This window comes from Draconibacterium sediminis (assembly GCF_000949475.1).
Classification (GTDB): Bacteria; Bacteroidota; Bacteroidia; order Bacteroidales; family Prolixibacteraceae; genus Draconibacterium; species Draconibacterium sediminis.
On the sequence record NZ_JRHC01000003.1, the window covers coordinates 493715 to 516325 of the forward strand.

11 protein-coding genes are annotated in these 22611 nt (G+C 41.2%); all 11 read left to right on the top strand.

The genetic code is table 11. From position 1 onward, the window contains the following. The first annotated feature begins 136 nt into the window (after positions 1-136). Entirely contained in the window at positions 137-3433 is a 3297-nt protein-coding gene (locus tag LH29_RS14350; RefSeq protein WP_045030931.1) for a glycosyl hydrolase, read from the top strand. Positions 3434-3436: 3 nt separating this feature from the next. Beyond that, positions 3437-5689 (top strand): glycoside hydrolase family 3 N-terminal domain-containing protein, encoded by a 2253-nt coding sequence (locus LH29_RS14355; RefSeq protein ID WP_045030934.1) that lies wholly within the window; start codon positions 3437-3439, stop codon positions 5687-5689. 6 nt (positions 5690-5695) lie between these two features. Then, on the top strand, positions 5696-7606 hold the full coding sequence (locus LH29_RS14360) for a hypothetical protein (RefSeq protein ID WP_045030936.1): 1911 nt from the start codon (positions 5696-5698) through the stop codon (positions 7604-7606). Positions 7607-7633: 27 nt separating this feature from the next. Beyond that, positions 7634-9073: a sulfatase family protein gene (locus LH29_RS14365; RefSeq protein WP_198152458.1), complete on the top strand. Its 1440-nt coding sequence runs from the start codon at positions 7634-7636 to the stop codon at positions 9071-9073. 43 nt (positions 9074-9116) lie between these two features. Further along, positions 9117-10646 carry a sulfatase gene (locus tag LH29_RS14370; RefSeq protein WP_045031116.1) on the top strand — a complete coding sequence of 510 codons (1530 nt, stop codon included), beginning with the start codon at positions 9117-9119 and terminating at the stop codon, positions 10644-10646. 43 nt (positions 10647-10689) lie between these two features. Next, positions 10690-12603 carry a glycoside hydrolase family protein gene (locus tag LH29_RS14375; RefSeq protein WP_045030940.1) on the top strand — a complete coding sequence of 638 codons (1914 nt, stop codon included), beginning with the start codon at positions 10690-10692 and terminating at the stop codon, positions 12601-12603. A 42-nt stretch (positions 12604-12645) separates the two neighbouring features. Further along, positions 12646-15705, top strand: a complete 3060-nt coding sequence (locus tag LH29_RS14380; RefSeq protein WP_045030942.1) for a sugar-binding domain-containing protein — start codon at positions 12646-12648, stop codon at positions 15703-15705. Between the two features lie 220 nt (positions 15706-15925). Continuing rightward, complete coding sequence (locus LH29_RS14385) at positions 15926-19204, top strand: glycosyl hydrolase (protein WP_045030944.1); 3279 nt, start codon at positions 15926-15928, stop codon at positions 19202-19204. Between the two features lie 10 nt (positions 19205-19214). Continuing rightward, positions 19215-19346 (top strand): hypothetical protein, encoded by a 132-nt coding sequence (locus tag LH29_RS25030; RefSeq protein WP_262485563.1) that lies wholly within the window; start codon positions 19215-19217, stop codon positions 19344-19346. Between the two features lie 4 nt (positions 19347-19350). Beyond that, entirely contained in the window at positions 19351-20742 is a 1392-nt protein-coding gene (locus tag LH29_RS14390; RefSeq protein ID WP_045031117.1) for a sulfatase, read from the top strand. Positions 20743-20776: 34 nt separating this feature from the next. Beyond that, entirely contained in the window at positions 20777-22381 is a 1605-nt protein-coding gene (locus tag LH29_RS14395) for a sulfatase (RefSeq protein ID WP_045030946.1), read from the top strand. Positions 22382-22611 lie beyond the last annotated feature (230 nt).

Consider the following 22611-nt stretch of genomic DNA (forward strand, 5'->3'; position numbering starts at 1 on the left):
AAAAGAAACAAAGGATTTGAAATAGGATTACTTATGAATGAAAGCTAAAATTGCCTCTCCAGTTTAATTCTAAACTAACTTTATTCTGGGAATAATGACAGGCACCTTTAGGATAAAAACCTAAAAACTGTGAAATATGAAACTTATTCATTTGATATCGCTAATTTTTGTTTGCTTACTTTTTTCATGTCAAAGTCAGCAAAAAACTGCTTTTTTATCGGAAGAAGAATTTAAAAATCCTTCGGATGAATACAAACCACGTACCTGGTTTCATGCCATGAGTGGTAACATGAGCAAGGCCGGACTGACAAAAGACCTGGAGGCTATAGAAAAAGTTGGTATTGGCGGCATTTTGCTTTTTAATGTAACGCAGGGAATCCCAAATGGTCCTATAAAATACAATTCGCCCGAGCACCACGATATGTTAAAACATGCAGCAGCCGAATGTGAGCGCTTGGGCCTAAGTTTTGGTGTACACAATTGCGATGGCTGGTCTTCAAGTGGTGGACCATGGATTACACCTGAACAAAGTATGAAAATGGTGGTTTGGAGCGAAACCATTACCAACGGTGGAGAAATTGATATACAACTACCGCAGCCTACAACCCGTAAAAATTACTACGAAGATATTGCTGTTTTGGCGTATCCGTCTTTGCAATCAGAAATAACTGATTTTGAAAACCAACCAAGAATCACCACTTCGGATAAAAACTTTGACATAAAAATTGCCACCGATAATCGTTTGGATGCAACCTCAGTGATCAAGAAAGAAGGCGATAAAAATCCATGGATTCAGTTTGAATATGATAAACCACACGAAATTCGTTCAGTATTTTTGGTTTTTAATGACCGAAACGGAGAAGCGGTTTTGCAGGTTTCCGATGACGGCAAAAACTTTACTTCAGTTCGTGAATTATACAAAGTGCGCACGGGAAAAGGGGAGTGGGCAATTAACGACAGTTTCGAGGCAATAAAGTCGAAGTATTTCAGGCTGTCATTAAATCAAACGATCACTTTTAAAGAGGCAAAATTACTTTCAACACAGTGTTTGCATAATGTTTTAGGGCGAACAAGTATGGCCCGCACCGAGGATGTTGCAATGTCGCTAATCGGCAAGCCTGCATCGGAGATGATAATCGAGAAAAACAAGTTGATTAATCTTACCGAGCAGATGGATTCCGGGGGGCAGTTACAAGCTAATCTTCCTGAAGGCTCCTGGACCATTATGCGCTTTGGATACACCACTACCGATGCTTTTAATCATCCGGCTTCGGATGAGGGCCGTGGTTTGGAATGTGATAAATTCAGTCGCGAAGCCTTTAAAATTCATTACAATGCCTTTGCAAAAAAGGTAATTGAGAACACAAAAGCCGTGGCACCGAATGCCATGCAATACATTGAAATAGATAGCTACGAAATGGGCGGACAAAACTGGACGCAGAATTACAATACTATTTTCAAAGAAAAGAAAGGCTACGATATTGTTGAATTTCTACCTCTTTTTGCAGGGCGCTTTGTTGAAAGTGCTGAAGTTTCTGATGCCGTTTTATGGGATTTGCGCGATGTGAATTGTGAGTTAATGACAGAGAATTATTTTAGCTACTTTGCAGAGCTATGCAATAATGACGGTATAAAAAGTTACATTGAACCCTACGGTTTCGGGCCTGTAAACGATTTGGATGTAGGCGGTAAAGCCGATATTAATATGGGCGAATTCTGGATGAACCGAGACATAACAATGGTGCAATCTGCCGTTTCAGCATCGCACATTTATGGCAAAACAGTTACTTCTGCCGAATCGTTTACCTCTGATCCGCAAATTAATTGGAAAGGTAATCCTGCCATGGCAAAAGTTTCTGGAGATTTAGCCTGGGCTCATGGAATTAACGAGTTTATGTTCCACCGTTTTGCACACCAGGCAAATACACATGTAAAACCCGGAATGACGATGAACCGCTGGGGATTTCATTTTGACCGAACTCAAACCTGGTGGGAAAATGCAGGTGCCGATTGGTTTAAGTACATGGCACGTGGTCAGTATCTTTTACGTCAGGGAGTACCTGTTTCCGACTTTCTGGTTTTTGTTGGAGACGGCTCGCCCAACTCGGTTTATTTACGCACGGATTTTGAACCTGAAATTCCTGCAGGAATCAATTTCGATTGTACCAACACGGATGTACTGCAAAATCGTATTCAGTTAAAAAACAATAAGATGGTTTTGCCAGAGGGAACCGAATACAAAGTATTGGTGCTTCAAAACTGCGAAACTTTGACGATGGAAACTTTGCAGCGGATTTATGAAATTTCACAAGCAGGCGTGGTAATCGTTGGCACAAAACCAATAAAACTGGCAGGTCATTCAAAATCAAATGACGAGCGACTGGCTTTTGAAAAACTAAGCCATAAAATTTGGGAAAACAATAAGGTTTACACCGATTACAATTGGAGCAATATTATGCGGTCTGAAAATATTGATTCTGATTTTGAAATTACAGATAGAATTGATATCCCCTTTATCCACCGCCGTTTAAACGGCGAAGACATTTATTTCTTTTTCAATCCTGACTCCACATTTCAGCATTTTGAATGCAGTTTCCGTATTGAAGGGAAAATTCCTGAGTTGTGGAATCCGATGACTGGAGAAACACAAAAAACAGCACAATTTACCCATGAAAATGGCAATACGAAAGTTTGGATAAACCTCGAAGCTGAAGAATCGGTTTTTGTGGTATTCAGAGAATCTTCTGATGGTGTTCCTACCGTTTCTGAAGTTAAAAAATTAGAAACGGGCAACTTTGTTTTAAACACCAACAATGAGCTACAATTAGAAACAGAGTCAACCGATAATCCATTACAGATTGACGGCAGCTGGGAGGTGGAGTTTTTACAAGAACACGATTACCAGGCAACACATATTTTCGATAAGCTAACGGATTGGAAGGAAAATACTGATGATAACATCAAATATTATTCGGGCACTGCTATTTATAGAAAAGCATTTTCGGTTAATGAAGATTTCATCAAAGAAAATACTCGTTACATTTTGGATTTGGGTGATGTGAAAATTGTTGCACAGGTAAAACTCAACGGTGCAAACATTGGGGTGGATTGGATGCCACCATTTGAGTTGGACATCACGGAGTATTTAAAAACAGGAGAAAACCAACTGGAAATTAGAATTACCAACCAATGGTCGAATAAGTTAATTGGCGACGAACGTTTTCCTCCAAGTTATACCGGCTACAAACTAGAGGGCAATTTCCCAAAAGGAATTATGATGGATTGGTATGCCAACAACGAACCAATGCCGGCCGGAAAACGCACAACCTTTTGCACTGCATCATTTTATAAGGCTGATGATGAGTTAATGCCGTCGGGTTTATTGGGGCCGGTACGGATAATTACAGAAAAAATAGAAATCATAAATAAGTAGATAATGAAGAAGTTAGTTGTATTAATGGCGCTTGCAGTTTTTATCGTTTCGTTTACTGATAAGGAGCAAACAAAAATACAGGAAAAGCTCTTTGAAAAGGAGGTGAATGAATTACTGGCAAAAATGACTTTGGAAGAGAAAGTAGCTCAAATGCGAATGTTTCATGCAAATAAAGGCATTGAGTTGGATGAAAACGATAAACTGGTATTATCTGATGATGTAAAAAAACGATTACGAAATGGGATTGCCGGAATTAAAAATCCTGGAGAACATTATTCGCCTGAGCGTTCGGCAATACTGAATAACCAGCTTCAGAAATACATTATTGAAAATAACCGTTTGGGCATTCCTACATTTTTTGTAACCGAATCGTATAATGGTGTCGATGCTGAGGGGTGTACGCGTTTTGAACGTCCTATTGCACTTGCTGCGAGCTGGGACAAAGCTTTAGTAAAAAAGGTATATGATGTGATGGGAAGGGAAGCTCGTTTGCGCGGCTTGCACCTCACGCACTCGCCGGTTGCTGACATTGCCCGAGATCCACGTTTTGGGAGAATGGGAGAGGGTTTTGGCGAAGATACTCATCTAACCACTGAAATGATTGTGAGCGCCGTTACCGGAATTCAAGGGGATTTTGATGGATTAAAAAGTACTCACATTGGAGCGGTTACCAAACACTTTGCCGGTTATGCACAGGTGTTGGGTGGTAAAAATTTTGCTGCAATGGAAATCTCGCCCCGTACTTTAATCGATGAGATTTTTCCTCCTTTTAAAGCGGCGGTGCAACGTGCGAACACTTTGGGAATAATGGCGTCGCATGCCGATATTAATGGTGTTGCAAGTCACGCTAATCCGTGGTTGCTTACCGAAGTATTGCGCAACCAGTGGGGATTTGAAGGTTACACCGTTTCGGATGCCAATGACATTGGCCGTCTGCACTATTTTATGAAAGTGGCCGAAACACCTGAGGCTGAGGTTGAAATGGCTTTAAAAGCGGGTATGGACGTTGATTTATATGCCGACGATGCCTATGCACTTCTTCCAAAGATGGTTGAAAAGGACCCGGAACTGGAGAAATACATCGACCGCTCTGTAAAGCACGTTTTACGCACAAAGTTTATCCTGGGATTGTTCGACAACCCTTACACTACGGCTGAAGATGCAAAAACGATTACAAGAAATGAGAAAGCAAAGGAATTTGCACACCACGCTGATTTGCAGTCAATAATTCTTTTGAAAAATGAGAACAAAGTTTTGCCGATTCAGCAAGGTAAAGTTAAGAGGATTGCCCTGGTGGGTCCGGTGTTGGGTAAAGAAACTGAAGAGTATTTTAACGAAGTTGCCGGCGACCGTTTTTCTTTCGTTGCTGAAAAAGGCTACAACTTAACGGATGGTAAGATGGCTATTCCATCGCTTACACCTGAAGCAGACTGCAAAGCGGGTATTGAAAAAATTATACAATCTGCAGGTAACAGTGATTTGGTTTTGCTGTTTGCCGGTGGCGATGAATATACATCGAAAGAGGCATTCTTTAACGGGGCTTTGGGCGACCGCGATAATATTGACCCTGTTAGCTATCAGGATGAATTGTTATTGGAACTTAAAAAATTGGGTAAGCCGGTTGTTGTGGTTTACAAACATCGTCGTACTTTATCCATCAATACTTTTGCTGAACATGCCGATGCCATAATCGATTGCTGGGAATTAAGTGAGTTTGGCGATAAAGCAGCAGCTAAAATCCTGTTTGGCGATGCCGTTCCTTCAGGAAAATTACCTGTTACCGTGCCACGCTCCATCGGGCAAATTCCTTTCCACTACAGCCAAAAAGAAATCAACTACAAAAAGAGTTATTTGTTTTCCGATTTCACACCGCTTTATCCCTTTGGCTTTGGCTTAAGCTATGCAACATTTAATTATTCAACTCCGGTGTTATCGGATACTACATTAACAATGGATGGAAAAATTACCGTTAGCGTTGATATTAAAAATACGGGTGAGGTAACTGCCAAAGAAGTGGTGCAGCTATACATTAAAGATTTATATGGTTCTGTTACGCGTCCAAACAAGGAAATGAAAGCATTCGATAAAATTAGTTTAAAACCGGGCGAAACGAAAACCGTTTCATTTGAAATTACACCGGAAATGCTTGCGTTTACCGGATTGGATATGACGAAAAAAGCTGAAAAAGGAGCTTTCGATGTAATGATTGGAACCTCGTCGGCTGATAACCAATCTGTAAGATTTTACCTTCAGTAATTGAAAATGAGAAGACGAAAATTCGTTAAGAATATAGGTTTAGGCGGCTTGGTATTTTCAACACCTCTGTCTGGTTTGCTTTCTGCGTGTGGCGACACTAAAATTGAATTAAGCGAATTCCAGCAAATGGTGAAAGATTTGTTAACCGACTGGTGCGATGGAATGATTCGGAACCAAATTGTTGAGCCCGCAAATCCTGAACGACATGGTGCCCTGGGCTGCCCGTCATGCGACCATATTCATGGGCGATGCATGGACGCGGTTTACCCATTTTTATTCATGGCCGACGAAAGCGGTGACAAGAAATACCTGGATGCCGCAGTTTTGGTTATGCAATGGGCCGAAAATAATGTATCGCAAGCCGATGGTAGCTGGACCGTTATTCCAAATCCAAAATCGTGGAAAGGAATTTCTGTTTTCGGGGCAATTGCTTTGGGTGAAGCACTGCATTATCACGGGCATGTTTTAAGCGAAGCAATTCGTAATAGTTGGACCGAACGATTGAGAAAAGTCGCTGATTATATTTTAAAAACATTTTCGATTGATTTCACCAATGTAAATTATGGCTTCACCGCGGTTTATGGGCTGCATTTAATGGGTAAAGTTTTACACGAACCCAAATATACTGATCGAAGCAAGGAACTGGCAAAAGAGGTGAAAAACTTTTTTACCAAGCCCAATACTTTGCTGTGGGGCGAAGCCAAACCCATTGATAAAAAAAGTGCCAAAGGTTTGCCAGGTGTGGATTTAGGTTACAACGTGGAAGAATCGTTGAACAGTGTCGTGTTATATGCCATTGAAGAGAACGACACCGAATTGCTCGAATTACTGGAGAAATCTTTGGCAAGCCATGCCGAATTTATGTTACCCGATGGTGCCTGGGATAATACCTGGGGCACACGCCACAATAAATGGAGCTACTGGGGAAGCCGAACCACAGACGGCTGCCAAATGGGCTTTGGCATGATGGCCGACCGAAATCCGGCCTTTGGACGCGTTGCCTACCAAAGCACAAAATTGCTTAAAGATTGCACTGCCGATGGTTTGTTGCATGGTGGACCTCATTATATTTCGCATGGTATAAAACCATGTATACACCATACTTTTGCACATGCCAAACCTTTGGCTGGTATATTGGATGCAGGTAAGAAATTACCAAAAATTGATATAAATAGTGCTTTGCCGTGTGAAATCGCATACGGAGTTAAAGAATTTCCTGAAATTTCAACCTGGTTAATTTCCAATAAATCGTGGCGCGGTACGGTTACCAGTTACGATGCGCTTTACATTAAAGATAAGCCGGTTCAACAGGCAACAGGTGGCGCTCTTTCAGTGCTTTATCATAAAAAGGTAGGTTTGCTTTTTGCTGCAAGCATGGCCAAGTACATTATTGTTGAAACCAATAACCAGCAGCATTACGATGGAGAAGAGTTTGCACTTACTCCGCGGATTGAAGTGAAAAATGAAACCGGCTGGTTTACGAATTTATACGATTTGGAAGCTGAAGTAAAAGAAAGCACTTCTGCTGACGAAATTTGTTTTGAAGTAGCCACAAAACTTCAGAATGAAAAACGCGAGAAACTTTCGGGAGTAAATTCCAACTTCAGTTTGAAATACAAGTTTACCGATGATTCGGTGGAGGTAATTGCCAATGCTTTGAAAGATAATAACACAGAAGCTTCTTTGGTATTACCCGTGGCATCTGTAAACAGCGAAAAAGTGATTCAAACAACGGCAAATCGAATTGAAATAGTAAAACCTGAAGGAACGGTAGTGTTGGAATCAAATGTCCCATTATCGATTAAGCCGACAGAAAGGGGCAGGGTATTCAATCTGGTTCCTGGAGTTGAAGCGGTGCCTGTTTTAGCAAAAGTTAGTTCGGAAAATCATGTGAGTGTGAAAATTAGTATTATATAATTCAGACTTAAAGTAAAAGAGAATAAAATGAGCCTAATAACTAAAATGTTTTGTTTAGCCTTAGCATTTGCAACAATGGCAAGCTGCACACCGAAACAAACAAAAGTAGAGATAAAACCAAACGTAGTTTTTGTATTAACAGACCAATGGAGAGCACAGGATTTAGGTTTTATGGGCAATGAACAGGTACAAACACCTGCTATTGACCAATTGGCAGAGGAGGCGGTGGTTTTTACTAATGCAGTATCGAATATTCCGGTGTGTACTCCGGCGCGTGCCACTTTAATGACGGGTAAATACCCGCTGAGTCATGGTGTCTTTTACAATGATAAACCACTAAAATCGGAAGAATATTGCATAGCCGAAGTTTACAAAGAAAACGGTTATAAAACGGGGTACATTGGCAAGTGGCATATTAATGGGCACCCTTCGGGCATGAGCAATAGCGAGGGACGTCTTTTGCCTGTTACTGCAGATAGAAGACAAGGTTTTGACTACTGGAAAGTACATGAATGTACGCACAATTACAATAATTCGGAATATTTCGATGAAAACGATGTGAAACACAAATGGGAGGGCTACGATGCCATTGCTCAAACCAAGGATGCCATAAAATATATGCAAGTCAACAAGGAAAATCCTTTTGTACTGTTTTTGTCTTATGGGCCGCCACATGCACCTTACCAAACTGCACCTGCAAAATACCAGGAAATTTATAAAGATATGGACATTAAATTACGTCCGAATGTTCCTGAAGAACTGGAAGAAACAGCAAAAGAAGCCATCAGAGGCTACTATGCCCATATGTCGGCGCTGGATTATTGCGTTGCTGAACTTCAAACGGAGATTAAAAACCTTGGTCTGGAGGAAAATACCATTTTTGTGTTTACTTCCGACCACGGAGATATGTTGTATTCGCATGCGCAAACTAAAAAGCAAAAGCCGTGGGAAGAGTCTATATTAGTACCTTTTATATTGAAATATCCTGCAAAATTTAAAGGAGGTGAGCGGTTAACAAAAGTGTTCTCGTACCCCGATATTATGCCAACCTTGCTAAGCTTGTGTAATCTTCCCATTCCAGAAACAGTTGAGGGAGTAGATTACAAAGGACAATTACTTGGCACAGAAGACTTGGATATTGACGGAGCATTCATTACCTGCCCTGTTCCATTTCACCAGTGGAATTATAAAAAAGGCGGTAAAGAATTTCGGGGAATTAGAACAGAGCGATACACCTATGCAAAAGACCTGAATGGCCCGTGGCTTCTTTACGATAATTCCAGTGATCCATATCAGTTAGATAACCTGGTAAACAATCCGGAGTATAGAGAAATTCAAACGGATTTAGAGGCAAAACTTCAGAAAATGCTGGACGAACGTGGCGACAAGTTTTTAGATGGTGCCGAGTACATGAAGGCTTGGGGTTACCATTGGGATAATAATGATTCGGTAAAAATCACGAAATAGTAAGGTATAAGTTCAATCAACGAAAAACATTAATCAAATGACAATGAAAGAACTAAGCAAAATAATGCTTGTATTTGGAACTATTTTCCTGTTGGCGTGTGGAACCAACAATAACAAGCAAACAACAGAATCAGTGCTAAAACAACCAAACGTTTTGTTTATTGCTGTCGACGATTTAAACACCTGGCTGGGATGTATAAACGGGCGGTCAGGCACCCAAACTCCCAACTTGGACAAGCTGGCTGCAAAGGGTGTTTTATTTACCAACGCGCAATGTCAGGCTCCCTTGTGTGGCCCATCCCGAGCTTCTATTATGTCGGGTTTACGCCCGTCAACAACCGGTGTTTATGGCATGATTAACGATGATAAAATTCGTAGAAATGATAATGAGGCAACGAAAGATATCGTTTTTCTGCCCGAATATTTCCGAAATCAGGGATATCATACCATGGGTATTGGCAAATTGTTTCATGAACATGCGCCCGAAGGTACTTTTGATGAATCAGGCGGACGCGTTAAAGGCTTTGGCCCGCTCCCTGAGAAGCGTTTTGTTTGGGATGGCTTTGGAACTTCGGACAGAAAACACTTCGGGCGGACAAGTACCGACTGGGGGGCATTTCCTGAGGCCGATTCTTTAATGCCCGACCACCAGTCAAGCGATTGGGCAATTGAACGGTTAAATAGAAAATATGATCAGCCTTTTTTCCTGGGTGTAGGATATTTACGCCCACACGTACCACTTTATGTACCGCAAAAATGGTTTGATATGCACCCGCTTGAAAGCATTGAAGTGGCTCCGTATAGATCTGATGATTTGGACGATGTGTCTCCGGTTGCGCTTAAAATAAACGACCTGCCCATGATGCCTTCTACTGAATGGGCGATTGAAAGTGGCGAATGGAAGAAGATTATTCAAGCCTATTTGGCTTGCGTTAGTTTTGTGGATTATGAGGTTGGCCGGGTACTTGATGCACTTGAAAACAGTGAATATGCTGATAACACGGTTATCGTTTTGTGGTCGGACCACGGATATCGTTTGGGTGAAAAGGGAACCTTTGCCAAACATGCCTTGTGGGAATCGGCAACAAATGCACCTTTGATGTTTGCTGCTCCAAATCTTCCGAAAGGAAAAGTGATTGATACACCGGCTGAAATGTTGTCGATTTATCCAACATTGCTGGAACTGTGCGGATTACCGGCATACGACAAAAATGAAGGAATGAGCCTGGTGGAAACTATGGTTGAAAATAAGGCCGATAACAACGCATATGCCCTTACAACCTATGGTATGAATAATCATGCCGTTAAAGCCGATCATTTCCGTTACATTCAATACGAAGATGGTAGTGAAGAATTGTACGATCACAAAACTGACCCGAATGAGTTTACAAACCAGGCAAAAGATCCTGCCTACAAAGATGAAGTTGATTTTATGAAAAAGTATTTACCGGCCACCAATGTAAAATGGGACAAATTCTCATCGTATACGTTTCAACCCTATTTTGTAGAGCAAAAAGCCAGAACATCAGGAGAGGACAGAAAACCGGTTCAGGTAATTGGAGCTGCTCATTAGTAGAACTAACTTTTCATATTTAAAAACTACAAATAACAAAAAAATGAAACGCCGGGACTTCATACAACAATCAGCTTTAACCGGTTTAGGATTGTCGATTTTCGCAGGTAACTTGTTAACCGGGTGTTCAACAAGGCAAGTACATTCTGCAGAGTTCAGAAAATTAACTTTCGACCTGTTGAAAGAATGGTGTGATGGTATGATTAAGATGCAGGTGATTGACCCTGGCAATCCCGAATCACATGGTTTGTTGGAATGTCCGGCATGCAACACAGTTCATACCCGCTGTTTCGATGCGGTTTATCCATTCCTTTATATGGCAAAAGAAACGGGCGATAAAAAGTATCTCGATGCAGGTATTGCTGTTTTTGAGTGGAGCGAAAATGTAACCCGCCCCGATGGTGCCTGGACCAATGAACTGAAACCAAAATCGTGGGATGGAATTACTGCTTTCGGAGCAGTTTCGCTTGCTGAAGCGCTTAAATATCATGGCGATTTATTGGATAATGAAAGTCGTGCGCGCTGGATGGATAGATTAGAAAGGGCAGCTGAGTTTACCTACAAAAAGTTTACTAAGGTTGATACTACTAATGTGAATTATGGTGCCTCGTGCATATATGTGTTTAACTTGCTGGGGCACGTATTGAATGAACCTAAATATATTGCCCGAAGTAAAGAGCTTGCAGCCGAGGTAAAAGCTTATTTTACTAAACCAAATGCTTTTTTGTATGGCGAAATTAAGCCCACTGCACATAAATTAAGTGCCAAGGGCTTACACGGAATAGATTTAGGCTATAACATAGAGGAAACGCTGAATAGTTTGGTGATGTATGCCCTTGAGGAAAACGATGAAGAATTGTTGGAACTGGCAACAAAATCAATGAATACACACCTGGAATTTATGCTGCCCGATGGTGGCTGGGACAACAGCTGGGGAACACGAATGTTTAAATGGACCTATTGGGGTAGCCGCACCAGCGATGGAAGTCAACAGTGTCTGGCGTTGTTAGCCAACCAAAATCCGGCATGTGGAACCGCTGCCATAAAATATACCGAATTGCTAAAACGTTGCACTACCGATGGATTACTGCATGGAGGACTTCATTACGTATCACACGGTATAAAACCCTGTATTCACCACACTTTTGAACATGCAAAGCCGCTTGTGAGCATACTTGAGCATTGGGATAGGCTACCTGAAATAAATACAACAATTCCACTTCCGCGGGCAGCTGCGGATGGTGTAAAATATTTTGAAGAGCTGGATTTATCGCTTTTTGCACGGGGCGATTGGCGGGGAACCATCAGTGCCTACGATGCCGAATATTACGATAAAAATGATTTACGACAAGCTACAGGTGGTTCATTGGCTATGTTATACCACAATAAGGTAGGGTTGGTGTGTACAGCAAGTATGGCCATATATAAACTGGGTGAGGTGTATAATCAGCAACCTGCACCTGGCGAAGACATTGCACTTACGCCTCGTATTGAGACCTATGAAAATGATGTATGGTTCACCAACTTATTCGATTTGGCAGCCACTTTTTCCTCATCTGATGATGGTGAAAATATCTCGTTTCTGGCCAAAACAAAGTTGAAAAACGAAAGCCGGGAAGTGGTTGAAAATACCGCATCGAAGTTTGAAATAGCATATGATTTTTCGGCAGAAATGATGCGTATTCAGGCAAAAACAACCGACGAAATTAAGGGGCAAACAGCTTTTGTTCTTCCCATTGTTTCACCAACAGGCGAGCAAGTAAATCAGGTTAGCTCAAACGAGATTACTATTCAGAAGCCTGAAGGAGTGGTAAAAGTTTTAGCCAATGTACCATTAAGAGTAAAAGAAATGCCACGCAGCCGGACTTTTAATATGGTGCCGGGAGTTGAGGCGGTACCTGTTGTTGCTGCTTTTGAAATGAATAACGAAATCAAGATTACAATTGAGGTCGTTTAATAATATTAACATTCAAAAATCTGAAGATTAAAAAAATAGAATATGACAAATCGACTAAAGTTACTAACCCTACTGGTCATTGCTTTACTAAGCTTTATTGGTGCTTTTTCGCAACGTACTGAAACAACTCTAAATAGCAATTGGAGGTTTATTCTTGATGAAGATAACTCAGCATTTTCTGGTCAGGAAATAGACGATACCAACTGGACAGTGCTCAATATCCCTCACGATTGGGCCTTTCAGAAAGGGGTGCGGGATGGTGGAGACCAGGGACAAGGCGGTGGCTATCATGATGGCGGTATTGGCTGGTATCGTAAAACCATTAATGTAAATAAACCAAGTTTACAGAAGATTACCTATTTGAGTTTTGATGGCGTATATATGAACAGCGAGGTTTGGATAAATGGCAATTACCTTGGGAAACGACCTTACGGCTACATTAGTTTTCGTTATGATATTTCAGAATACCTGCATGAAGGTGAAAACACCATAGCAGTGCGGGTTGACAATAGTCTTGAACCTTCCGCACGTTGGTATCATCCCTGTGGAATTTATGCTCCTGTCACTTTGATCGAAGTAGATCCGATACATATCTCTCCGAATGGAATTTTTGTGACAACACCGGAGATTAGCAAAGATAAAGGCGTGGTCAATGCAGAAATTTCTTTGGCATCTGTTGAAAAAGAGGGGAAGAAAGGAATCCTTAGAACTACCATTTTATCAGCCAATGGAAAAACGCTTACAACAGCAGAAGAAACCTTTTCCGGTGTTTCGGGGCCGTTTAACCTGAAAATGGAAATTGAAAATCCGAAGCTTTGGAGCCCTGAAACACCAAACCTTTACACGTTGCAAACTCAGGTTTTTGTTGGGACAAAGATGGTGGATGAAGTGAAAACCATATTTGGCTTCCGAACCATTGACTGGGAAACTGAAACGGGTTTCTGGCTAAATGGCGAGAATGTGAAACTTAAAGGTGTTTGCGAGCACTGGGAAGGTGGACCCGTTGGTGGAGCCTGGACTAAGCCCCTGTTGCGGTGGAAGCTGCAATCGCTTAAAGACATGGGAATTAATGCCATCCGACCTTCGCATAACCCTGCACCGCCTATGTTTTACGATATATGTGATGAAATTGGCTTGTTGGTAATGGATGAAATTTTTGATGGCTGGCACAAAAAAGCCGCGGAAGACTATGGAAAACAAGCCTTTGATGAGTGGTGGCAACGCGATATTGAAGAATGGATCACAAGAGATCGTAACCATCCTAGTGTTTTCGTTTATAGTTTAGGTAACGAAACCCACGGAGATATTGCACCTGAACTGGTGCGCTTCGGTAAAAGCATCGATTCTACCCGTTTATACACATCCGGCGCCGCTAATAGTGAGGATATGGACATAATTGGCGTTAACGGAGGATCTGAAAACCAGTCTTTCATTGAAAATAAGCGCTTTGATAAACCTTTTATATCAACAGAGGCACCACATACATGGCAAACACGCGGGTATTATCGCACACAAACCTGGTGGCGGGATAACGAACTACCCAATACTTACCCGCTTCCAAATCTTACCGAAAAGGAGATATTTTTCTATGAAGGTTTGGATCCAAAAAAATGGAAGAACAGAAAGCAACGTTTCAATTCATCGTATGATAATGCCACTGTACGTATTTCTGCCCGTAAAAACTGGGAACAAATGCGCGACAATTCATGGTTAAGCGGACATTTTCGCTGGACTGGATTTGATTACTACGGAGAAGCAGGTTTGGTGCATGGTGGATTGCCTTTCAACCTGTTTATGGGAGGTGCATTGGATGTAGCCGGTTTCAAAAAAGATCTCTTCTATTTTTACCAAAGCCAATGGACTGAAGCACCAATGGTACATATTTTACCGCATTGGACGCATCCACGTATGGAAAAGGGAACGGAGATACCTGTATGGGTATATTCAAATGCCGATGAAGTGGAACTTTTTTTTAACGGAAAATCATTGGGTATTGATAAACCCGGCACTGTTTGGGATGAAATGCAGTGTGACTGGATGGTGCCATACGAAGGAGGTACTATTGAAGCTGTTGCCTACATAAATGGTAAAGAAGTAAAGCGTACAAGCTTTAGTACCAGCGCTCAGCCTTCAAAACTGGAGACACAGCTTACACATTTGCCGGCTGAGGATGGTTTCCCGGGTAGTTACATAATTACTTCGGAAAGTAAGGATAATGAAGGAAATTTTTACCCATATGGCGAGAATCGCGTGTACTACAGGTTACTGGGTGATATCCAAAAAGTATCCATGGAAAATGGAAACCCAATAGATCCAACAAGTCGCACAAAATCAGATTACAGAAGTATGTTTTTTGGTAAAAACCGCTTGTTTGTGCAAGTACTGGACAAGGCCTCTGCTGCATCACTAATTACTGCTTCTATTCTAGGCGATAAGGCACTTTATATTTCAGATTTGATTACGATTGAGGCACATCAAATCTCATTATTTGGCAATAATATGGCAATGGAGCTTACTATTAAATACACCACAGATGGTTCAGATCCTGTTGAAAATGGCAAGCCATACAGCAAAGCATTCAAAGTGAAAGATGGCACAACTGTTAAAGCAGCCGTTATGCACAATGATGATATTCTGCTTACCATGACTGAGCGTTTTGGTTCCAATGAAGGACTGTTTTGGGGTGACGAGCACTCTGCCGATATATGGAAAGGGCGTGGCGTAAATATTGCGGCGGAGGAAGCCATTCTTGAAGGAGATGCTACTGTTAGCAAAGATGCATACAGATATAAAGGTTCTGGTTTTGTAAAGTTTGATGGAAAAGAAGGTACCATAAAATGGTTCAAAGAGAACGACGGTGAAGCCGGCGATTTCAGTATCCGTTTCAGGTACATGCACAACAACGCAGATCAGTTACACCCCATGAAGTTATATGTGAACGACGTGTACGTTAGAACCTTCGAATTTGAACCAACCGGGGGCTGGGAGAAGGAATGGAAATTTGTCAATACAATCGTGAATTTCAGATCAGGTGCAAACGAAATAAAACTGGAAACGACAGGAGAGAGCGGGCCGTACATTGATGAATTATTTGTCGACTAAACGGGGACCCGAAAGCTTCGGTAAATTAATGAGAAGCAACCTGCAATTTGATTAATTGTAATCTTTATAGATGCTTACGAACTCAGGGGACAAAGATCTTAATGCCGATTTGTTATTACGAGGAGAATTAAGATCAGACTTATGAAACCCGCACAATGGATCAGTTCATGGGAGTTTGACTGTATCCATAATCGCAAATCAATAATTATTAAAACATACGATGAGTTTTTCAAATCTAAAACTACTACTATTTGCACTTCTATTATTTGCTCTATCAGCGTGCGATAGAACAAACAACTTTGAAGTCATTAAATCTGGTTTCGTTCAACCAACTGATGATAACACGATATGGTGTTATTGGTACTGGATAAATGATGATATCTCGAAAGAAGGGATTACCAAAGATTTAGAAGCCATGAAAAAGGCGGGCATTGGTGGTGCTTTAATTGGGAATATTAACCCGGCACATAAGGATGGGAAAGTGCCCATGCTTAGCGAAGAGTGGTGGAATCATATGGTACACGCGGTGGTAGAAGGCAAGCGAATTGGAGTGGATATTGGCGTATTCAATTGTCCGGGATGGAGCCAAAGTGGAGGTCCTTGGGTTGATTATACCAAAGCCATGCGCTACCTTACTTATAGCGAAACGAAGGTTGAAGGCGGGAAAATGCTAAACCTGCAGCTCGAAAAACCTAAAGATGAATTTCAAGACACCCACACTTTTGCATTTAAAACGTCGGCTATTGAAAAACGGAGCACGCAGTTTATCCCGACTAAAGTAAAAGCCAATTGGAGCGATGTTGATGTAAGCGTTTTGACCGACGGCGACAAAGAAGCAGATACCAGCTTTGAACCAAAGAATGGAGAGACTTTAGAAATTAACTTTAAATTGTCAGAACCAATAACGGCACGTTCTATTACCATCATACCAAGCAGGGCCTTTAAATGTAAAATGACTTTAATTGCTGTGGTAGATGGAAAAGAAACCATCGTAAAGGAATTTCACTTTGATCGTTTTCGCATCACGCCAAATGTGGCATCAATTGAGACGGGTGATTTTGCTACCAATTTGCCGGATGTTACAGCACAGCAATTTAAGTTAAGATGCACCGATTTCAGAACTAAAAATGAAGGATATGGCTTCGCTGAAATTAATATTTCAGAAGCGCCTGTTTTGGATAAGTACATTGAAAAGCAATTGGGCAAGATGAACTCTACCCCCGGTATTCAATGGGATTCGTACATTTTTGGACAACAAGAACCGCTTGCAGATAATAGCCTTTGTGTGAACCCGGATGAGGTAATTAATTTGGACGACAAACTTGCTGAAAATGGTCTACTTAATTGGGATGCGCCCGCAGGCGAATGGACCATTATGCGTATGGGAATGACGCCTACGGGTACTAAAAATGCACCAGCAGCGCCACAGGGCGTTGGTTACGAAATAGATAAAATGAATGCGGAATTGGTACAGTACCACTTCGATAATTTTGTAGGGGAACTGCTGAAACGTGTGCCCGAAGAAAGCAAGTCGGCATTTAAATATGTGGTGGCCGATAGTTATGAGCAAGGTTCTCAAAACTGGACGGATGACTACGACATTAAATTTAAAGAAAAATATGGCTACGACCCTGTGCCATTCTTACCCGTTCTTTCGGGTAGAATTGCGGGTAGCGTAGAACTGTCAGAGCGTTTCATGTGGGATTTGCGCCGTGCAGTTGCCGACGATATTGCTTACGAATACGTGGGTGGTTTACGTAAAGCTAGCAATAAGCACAATCTTAAAACCTGGCTCGAAAATTACGGACATTGGGGTTTCCCGGGTGAGTTTATGATGTACGGCGGACAGTCCGATTTGATTGGTGGCGAATTCTGGAACGAAGGAACGCTGGGTAACATTGAATGTAAAGCCTCTTCATCTACATCACACACCTATGGTAAGCCCATTACATCTGCCGAGGCTTTTACTTCTTCGCGCAGAACCTACCTCAGACACCCCGCTATGCTCAAAAAACGTGGCGACTGGGCTTTAACTGAAGGGATTAATCATTTTGTATTGCACCTTTACATACAGCAGCCCGACGACAAGCGCAAACCGGGTATGAACGCTTGGTTTGGCACAGAGTTTAATCGTCATAATACGTGGTTTAGTCAGGCCGATACGTATTTCGATTATTTGCGTCGTTGTCAGCACCTGTTGCAACAAGGCAAATATGTAGCCGACGTATGCTATTATATTGGTGAGGATGCCCCTGTGATGACTGGTGTACGTCAACCTGAAATCCCGCAAGGCTATTCATACGATTACATCAATGCTGAGGTGATAATGGATAGATTATCTGTAAAAGATGGCCGCTTTGTGTTGCCTGATGGCATGTCTTATAAGGTGATGGTTTTACCACCGTTTAATTCCATGCGCCCCGCGTTGTTGAAGAAAATTGAACAATTGGTTCAGCAAGGAGGTGTTGTTTTAGGGCCTAAACCTGAAAAGTCTCCAAGTTTACAAAACTACCCGGCCTGCGATGAACAGGTTAAGGAACTAGCCGATAAAATGTGGAGTGGCGATTATACCGGTGGTAAAATGGCTGTTGACTATGGTTCTGGTAAAATTATGGATGGCTATGCGTTGTCAGAAGTATTTGCCGATTTAGCTTTGGCTAAAGATGTGGATGTGCCAGAAGATGCCCCAGTGCTTTGGACACACCGCACTGCTCCTGATATGGATATTTATTTCGTCTCTAACCAAAGTGACGATAAACTTCAGTTGTCTCCCATCTTTCGAACCAATAAAAAACTTACACCACAACTGTGGGATGCGGTTAGTGGCGAAATTCGCCCTTTACCTGAGTATGAAATTACAGCTGCCGGGATTAAAGTACCTTTGGTTTTAGAAGCAGCCCAAAGTTGGTTTGTGGTATTTTCCAAAGAGGATAAAAAGGAGGCGACTCAAACTGCTAACTTCCCTGATTTTAGAAAAGTGATGACATTGGAAGGGAAATACACAGTAAATTTTCTCAATAAAGAAATTGGCCCCATAGAAGCTGTTGTTTTTGATAAACTGTCAGATTGGTCAACATCAAATGATGAACAAATCAAATACTTTTCTGGCACGGCGGTATATACCAAAAACTTTAATATGGAAGAGGTGCCTCAAAATCAAGAGTTATATATCAACCTGGGCAATCTATCTGTAATGGCAAAGGTAAAACTGAATGGCCAAAACGTTGGAGGTGTATGGATGTCACCCTACCGATTAAATATTACAGAAGCCATCAAAACCGGAGAAAATCGACTGGAAATTGAAGTAGTTAACCTTTGGCGAAACCAATTAATAAGAGATAAATCCAGACCAGAGAACGAAAAATATACATGGTTGGAGACTGATGATGTTAAGTCTGATTCACCTCTGCAAAGTTCAGGCCTGTTAGGGCCTGTAGCGATTGAGCGATTGGACAGATCACCGTTTAGATATGACCAACAATCCCGAAGCGCTAATTAAACTGTACAATTTGGCTACAGAACCGGGAGAAGAAAACAATGTGGCCGATGAAAATCCAGAAATAGTTAAAAGGATTTATGATATTATGAAGAATGAACGCACTCCGTCAGAAGTGTTTCCTTTTGAATATGAAAAAGAATAGGGATATGAAAATACGAACAATAATATCAGCTTGTTTGCTAATGGCACTCAGTTCTTGTGGCGCAAAAGCAAAAGACAAGGTAAAACCCAACATAGTACTTATCAATATCGACGATATGGGCTGGAAAGATGTCGGATTTATGGGGAGTAAATACTATGAAACACCTAACATTGATGCCTTGTCTGCAAATGGAATGGTTTTTACAAATGGCTATGCAGCAGCGTCCAATTGTGCACCAAGCAGAGCCTGCCTTATGACCGGAAAATGGACACCTCGACATGGGATTTATACAGTTAATTCATCAGAAAGAGGTGCGTCAAAAGATAGAAAACTGATACCAACAGTAAACACTGAGATATTGGCCGAAGAACATCAAATCATTCCTAAGGTTTTAAAGAGCTACGGATATACCACCTGCCACGCTGGAAAATGGCATTTAAGTCATAACCCGACAGAATACGGCTTTGACATAAATATTGGTGGTAGTCATGCCGGTATGCCGCGTAGCTATTATCCGCCTTATAAAAATGTAAATCTTGAAGGAAGTTCCAATAAATACTTAACCGATGCAATTATGGACAGAGCCATAGAGTTTGTGGATACTGTTCAGCAATCTTTTTTCCTGTATTATTCGCCTTACGCTGTGCATGTTCCCATTATGCCCGTAGATAGCATTGTACCCAAATATGAGAAAAAGGCTTCGTGGCAGGGGCAGGGAAATGCTGAATATGCCTCTATGGTGGACAATTTGGATAGAAATATTGGGTTACTGATTGCGAAATTGGAGGAAAAACAAATGCTCGATAATACTTTAATTGTATTTACTTCTGACAATGGAGGATTATACGGTGTAACCAAACAAAAACCGTTGCGGGCTGGTAAAGGTAGCTATTATGAAGGTGGAATTCGTGAGCCGTTTTTCTTTGTTTACAAGAACAGGATTAAAGCAAATACAAAAAGCGATGTTCCCATAACTAATATGGACATATTTCCAACCATTTTAAATTATTCAGGCATCAATAGTGCCGATTTAAAACTGGATGGCAACAATCTGTCTTCAGTTTTAGAAGGAAATACCGATAAATTAGAGCGCCCACTTTATTGGCATTTCCCCATATACTTGCAGGCATATAATAAATCTGATAACGAAACCCGCGATCCGCTATTCCGAACCCGCCCGGGATCAGTGGTGAGATACGGAGAATGGAAACTGCATTACTATTTTGAGGATGATGGTGTAGAATTATACAATTTATCTGAAGATATTGGTGAAAGAAGCAACCTTGCTATAGAAAACCCTGAAAAAAAAGAGGAATTACTAAATCTTCTAAAAAACTGGTGGAAGGAAACGAATGCTCCTATTCCAACGCAATTTAATCCCGAATACAAAAATTAATAAGTTCATAAATCAACAAAAATAAAACCATAATATGAAAAGTGTTAAAGCGCCATATCTACCCTTAATCATGTTTTTTGTACTTTTTAGTGCGGGCTGTAATAATCAGAAAACAACAAAACAAGTTGAGGATAAATCTAAACCAAATATATTATTCATTCTTGCTGATGATTTGGGTTACAGTGATTTAAGTTGTATGGGGAGTGACTATTACGAGACTCCCAACATTGATTGCATTGCCGATGCCGGAATGGTATTCACCGATGGTTATGCGGGATGTCAGGTGTGCAGTCCTTCACGTGCAACCATTATGACCGGACAGTTTACGGCACGACATGGAATTACCGATTGGATTGGTGCACCGGAAGGTGAAGAGTGGCAAAAAAGACAGCGCTTTACCAAAGTACTGCCTGCCGAATATAAACACCACATGGATACCAATGTAGTGACACTACCAATGGCGCTAAAAGAAGGAGGTTATACAACTTTCTTCGCTGGCAAATGGCATTTGGGCGATGCCGGGTTTTACCCTGAGAATTACGGTTTTGATATAAATAAGGGTGGCTACCATAGTGGAAGTCCTCACGGTGGTTACTTTTCCCCCTGGCAAAATCCCAATTTAAGCAATAAGGAGCCGGGTGAAAACCTATCCATGCGTCTGGCAAAAGAAACCGTTAAGTTTATCGAGTCTTCAAAAGATAAACCTTTCCTTGCCTACCTTTCATTTTATGCAGTTCATGGTCCAATTCAAACTTCGCAGGAAAAATGGTCAAAGTATCGAAATAAAGCTGAGAGTCAAGGGATAGCAGACAGCGGATTTGAAGAAGGGGATTTGTTACCCATGAGAATGTACCAAGACAATCCTGTCTATGCTGGTCTTATTGAGACAATGGATGATGCTGTAGGTATTGTTCTAAATGCGCTTAAAGAAAACGGACTCGATAAAAACACCATCGTAATATTCACTTCTGATAATGGAGGAGTTACTTCCGGTGACAACTATTCTACTAATTGCCTTCCTTTGAAAGGGGGCAAAGGTTACCAATGGGAAGGCGGTATTCGTGTGCCCTATATTATTCATGTACCCTGGTTAAAAAACGGCGGGCAAAGCAATAATACACCGGTGGCAGGTAGCGATTTTTATCCAACCTTGCTAGATCTTGCAGGTTTGCCTTTACAACCGGAAAATCACCTCGATGGGAAAAGTTTATTGCCACTATTAAAGGGTATGGCAATGGATGAACGTCCGTTGTATTGGCATTATCCTCATTATGGAAACCAGGGAGGAAGACCTGTATCTATTATGCGAAGTGGAGACTGGAAATTGATCCATTTCTGGGAAGACGGTCGCAATGAACTTTATAATCTATCGGTCGATATTCACGAGGACCATAATCTTGCTAAACAGCAACCTTCCATTACAACTGAAATGGCACATCAATTATTCGCATGGTTAGAAGAAGTTGATGCTCAATATCCTCAACAAGATTCAACGTATGATGCAGAAAAAGAAGCAACAGCTATAATGCAGAAGAAAGAAAAAATGCTTAAGCAGCAAGAAACACTGCGTAGGAATATGTTAAAAAAAGACTGGCAACCGAATGCTGATTGGTGGGGAAGTAACTTAACAGTCGATTAAGCTATTTGATGTGGTTGAAATCAACGAGACATTTTTTTAATAGATCAGAATTAGAAAGTACAATGTTCTAAATAATGTCCTGTAATATCAGAAAAACAAAACATTGGCATGAGACTGATAATGACGAAAACACACTAAGAAATGATTATTCTACTTTCAGGAGTATTAGATACACAATATATCGTGAGTGGTAGTGAATGTTTTTGTGGGACAATGGATGTTGTCAAAAA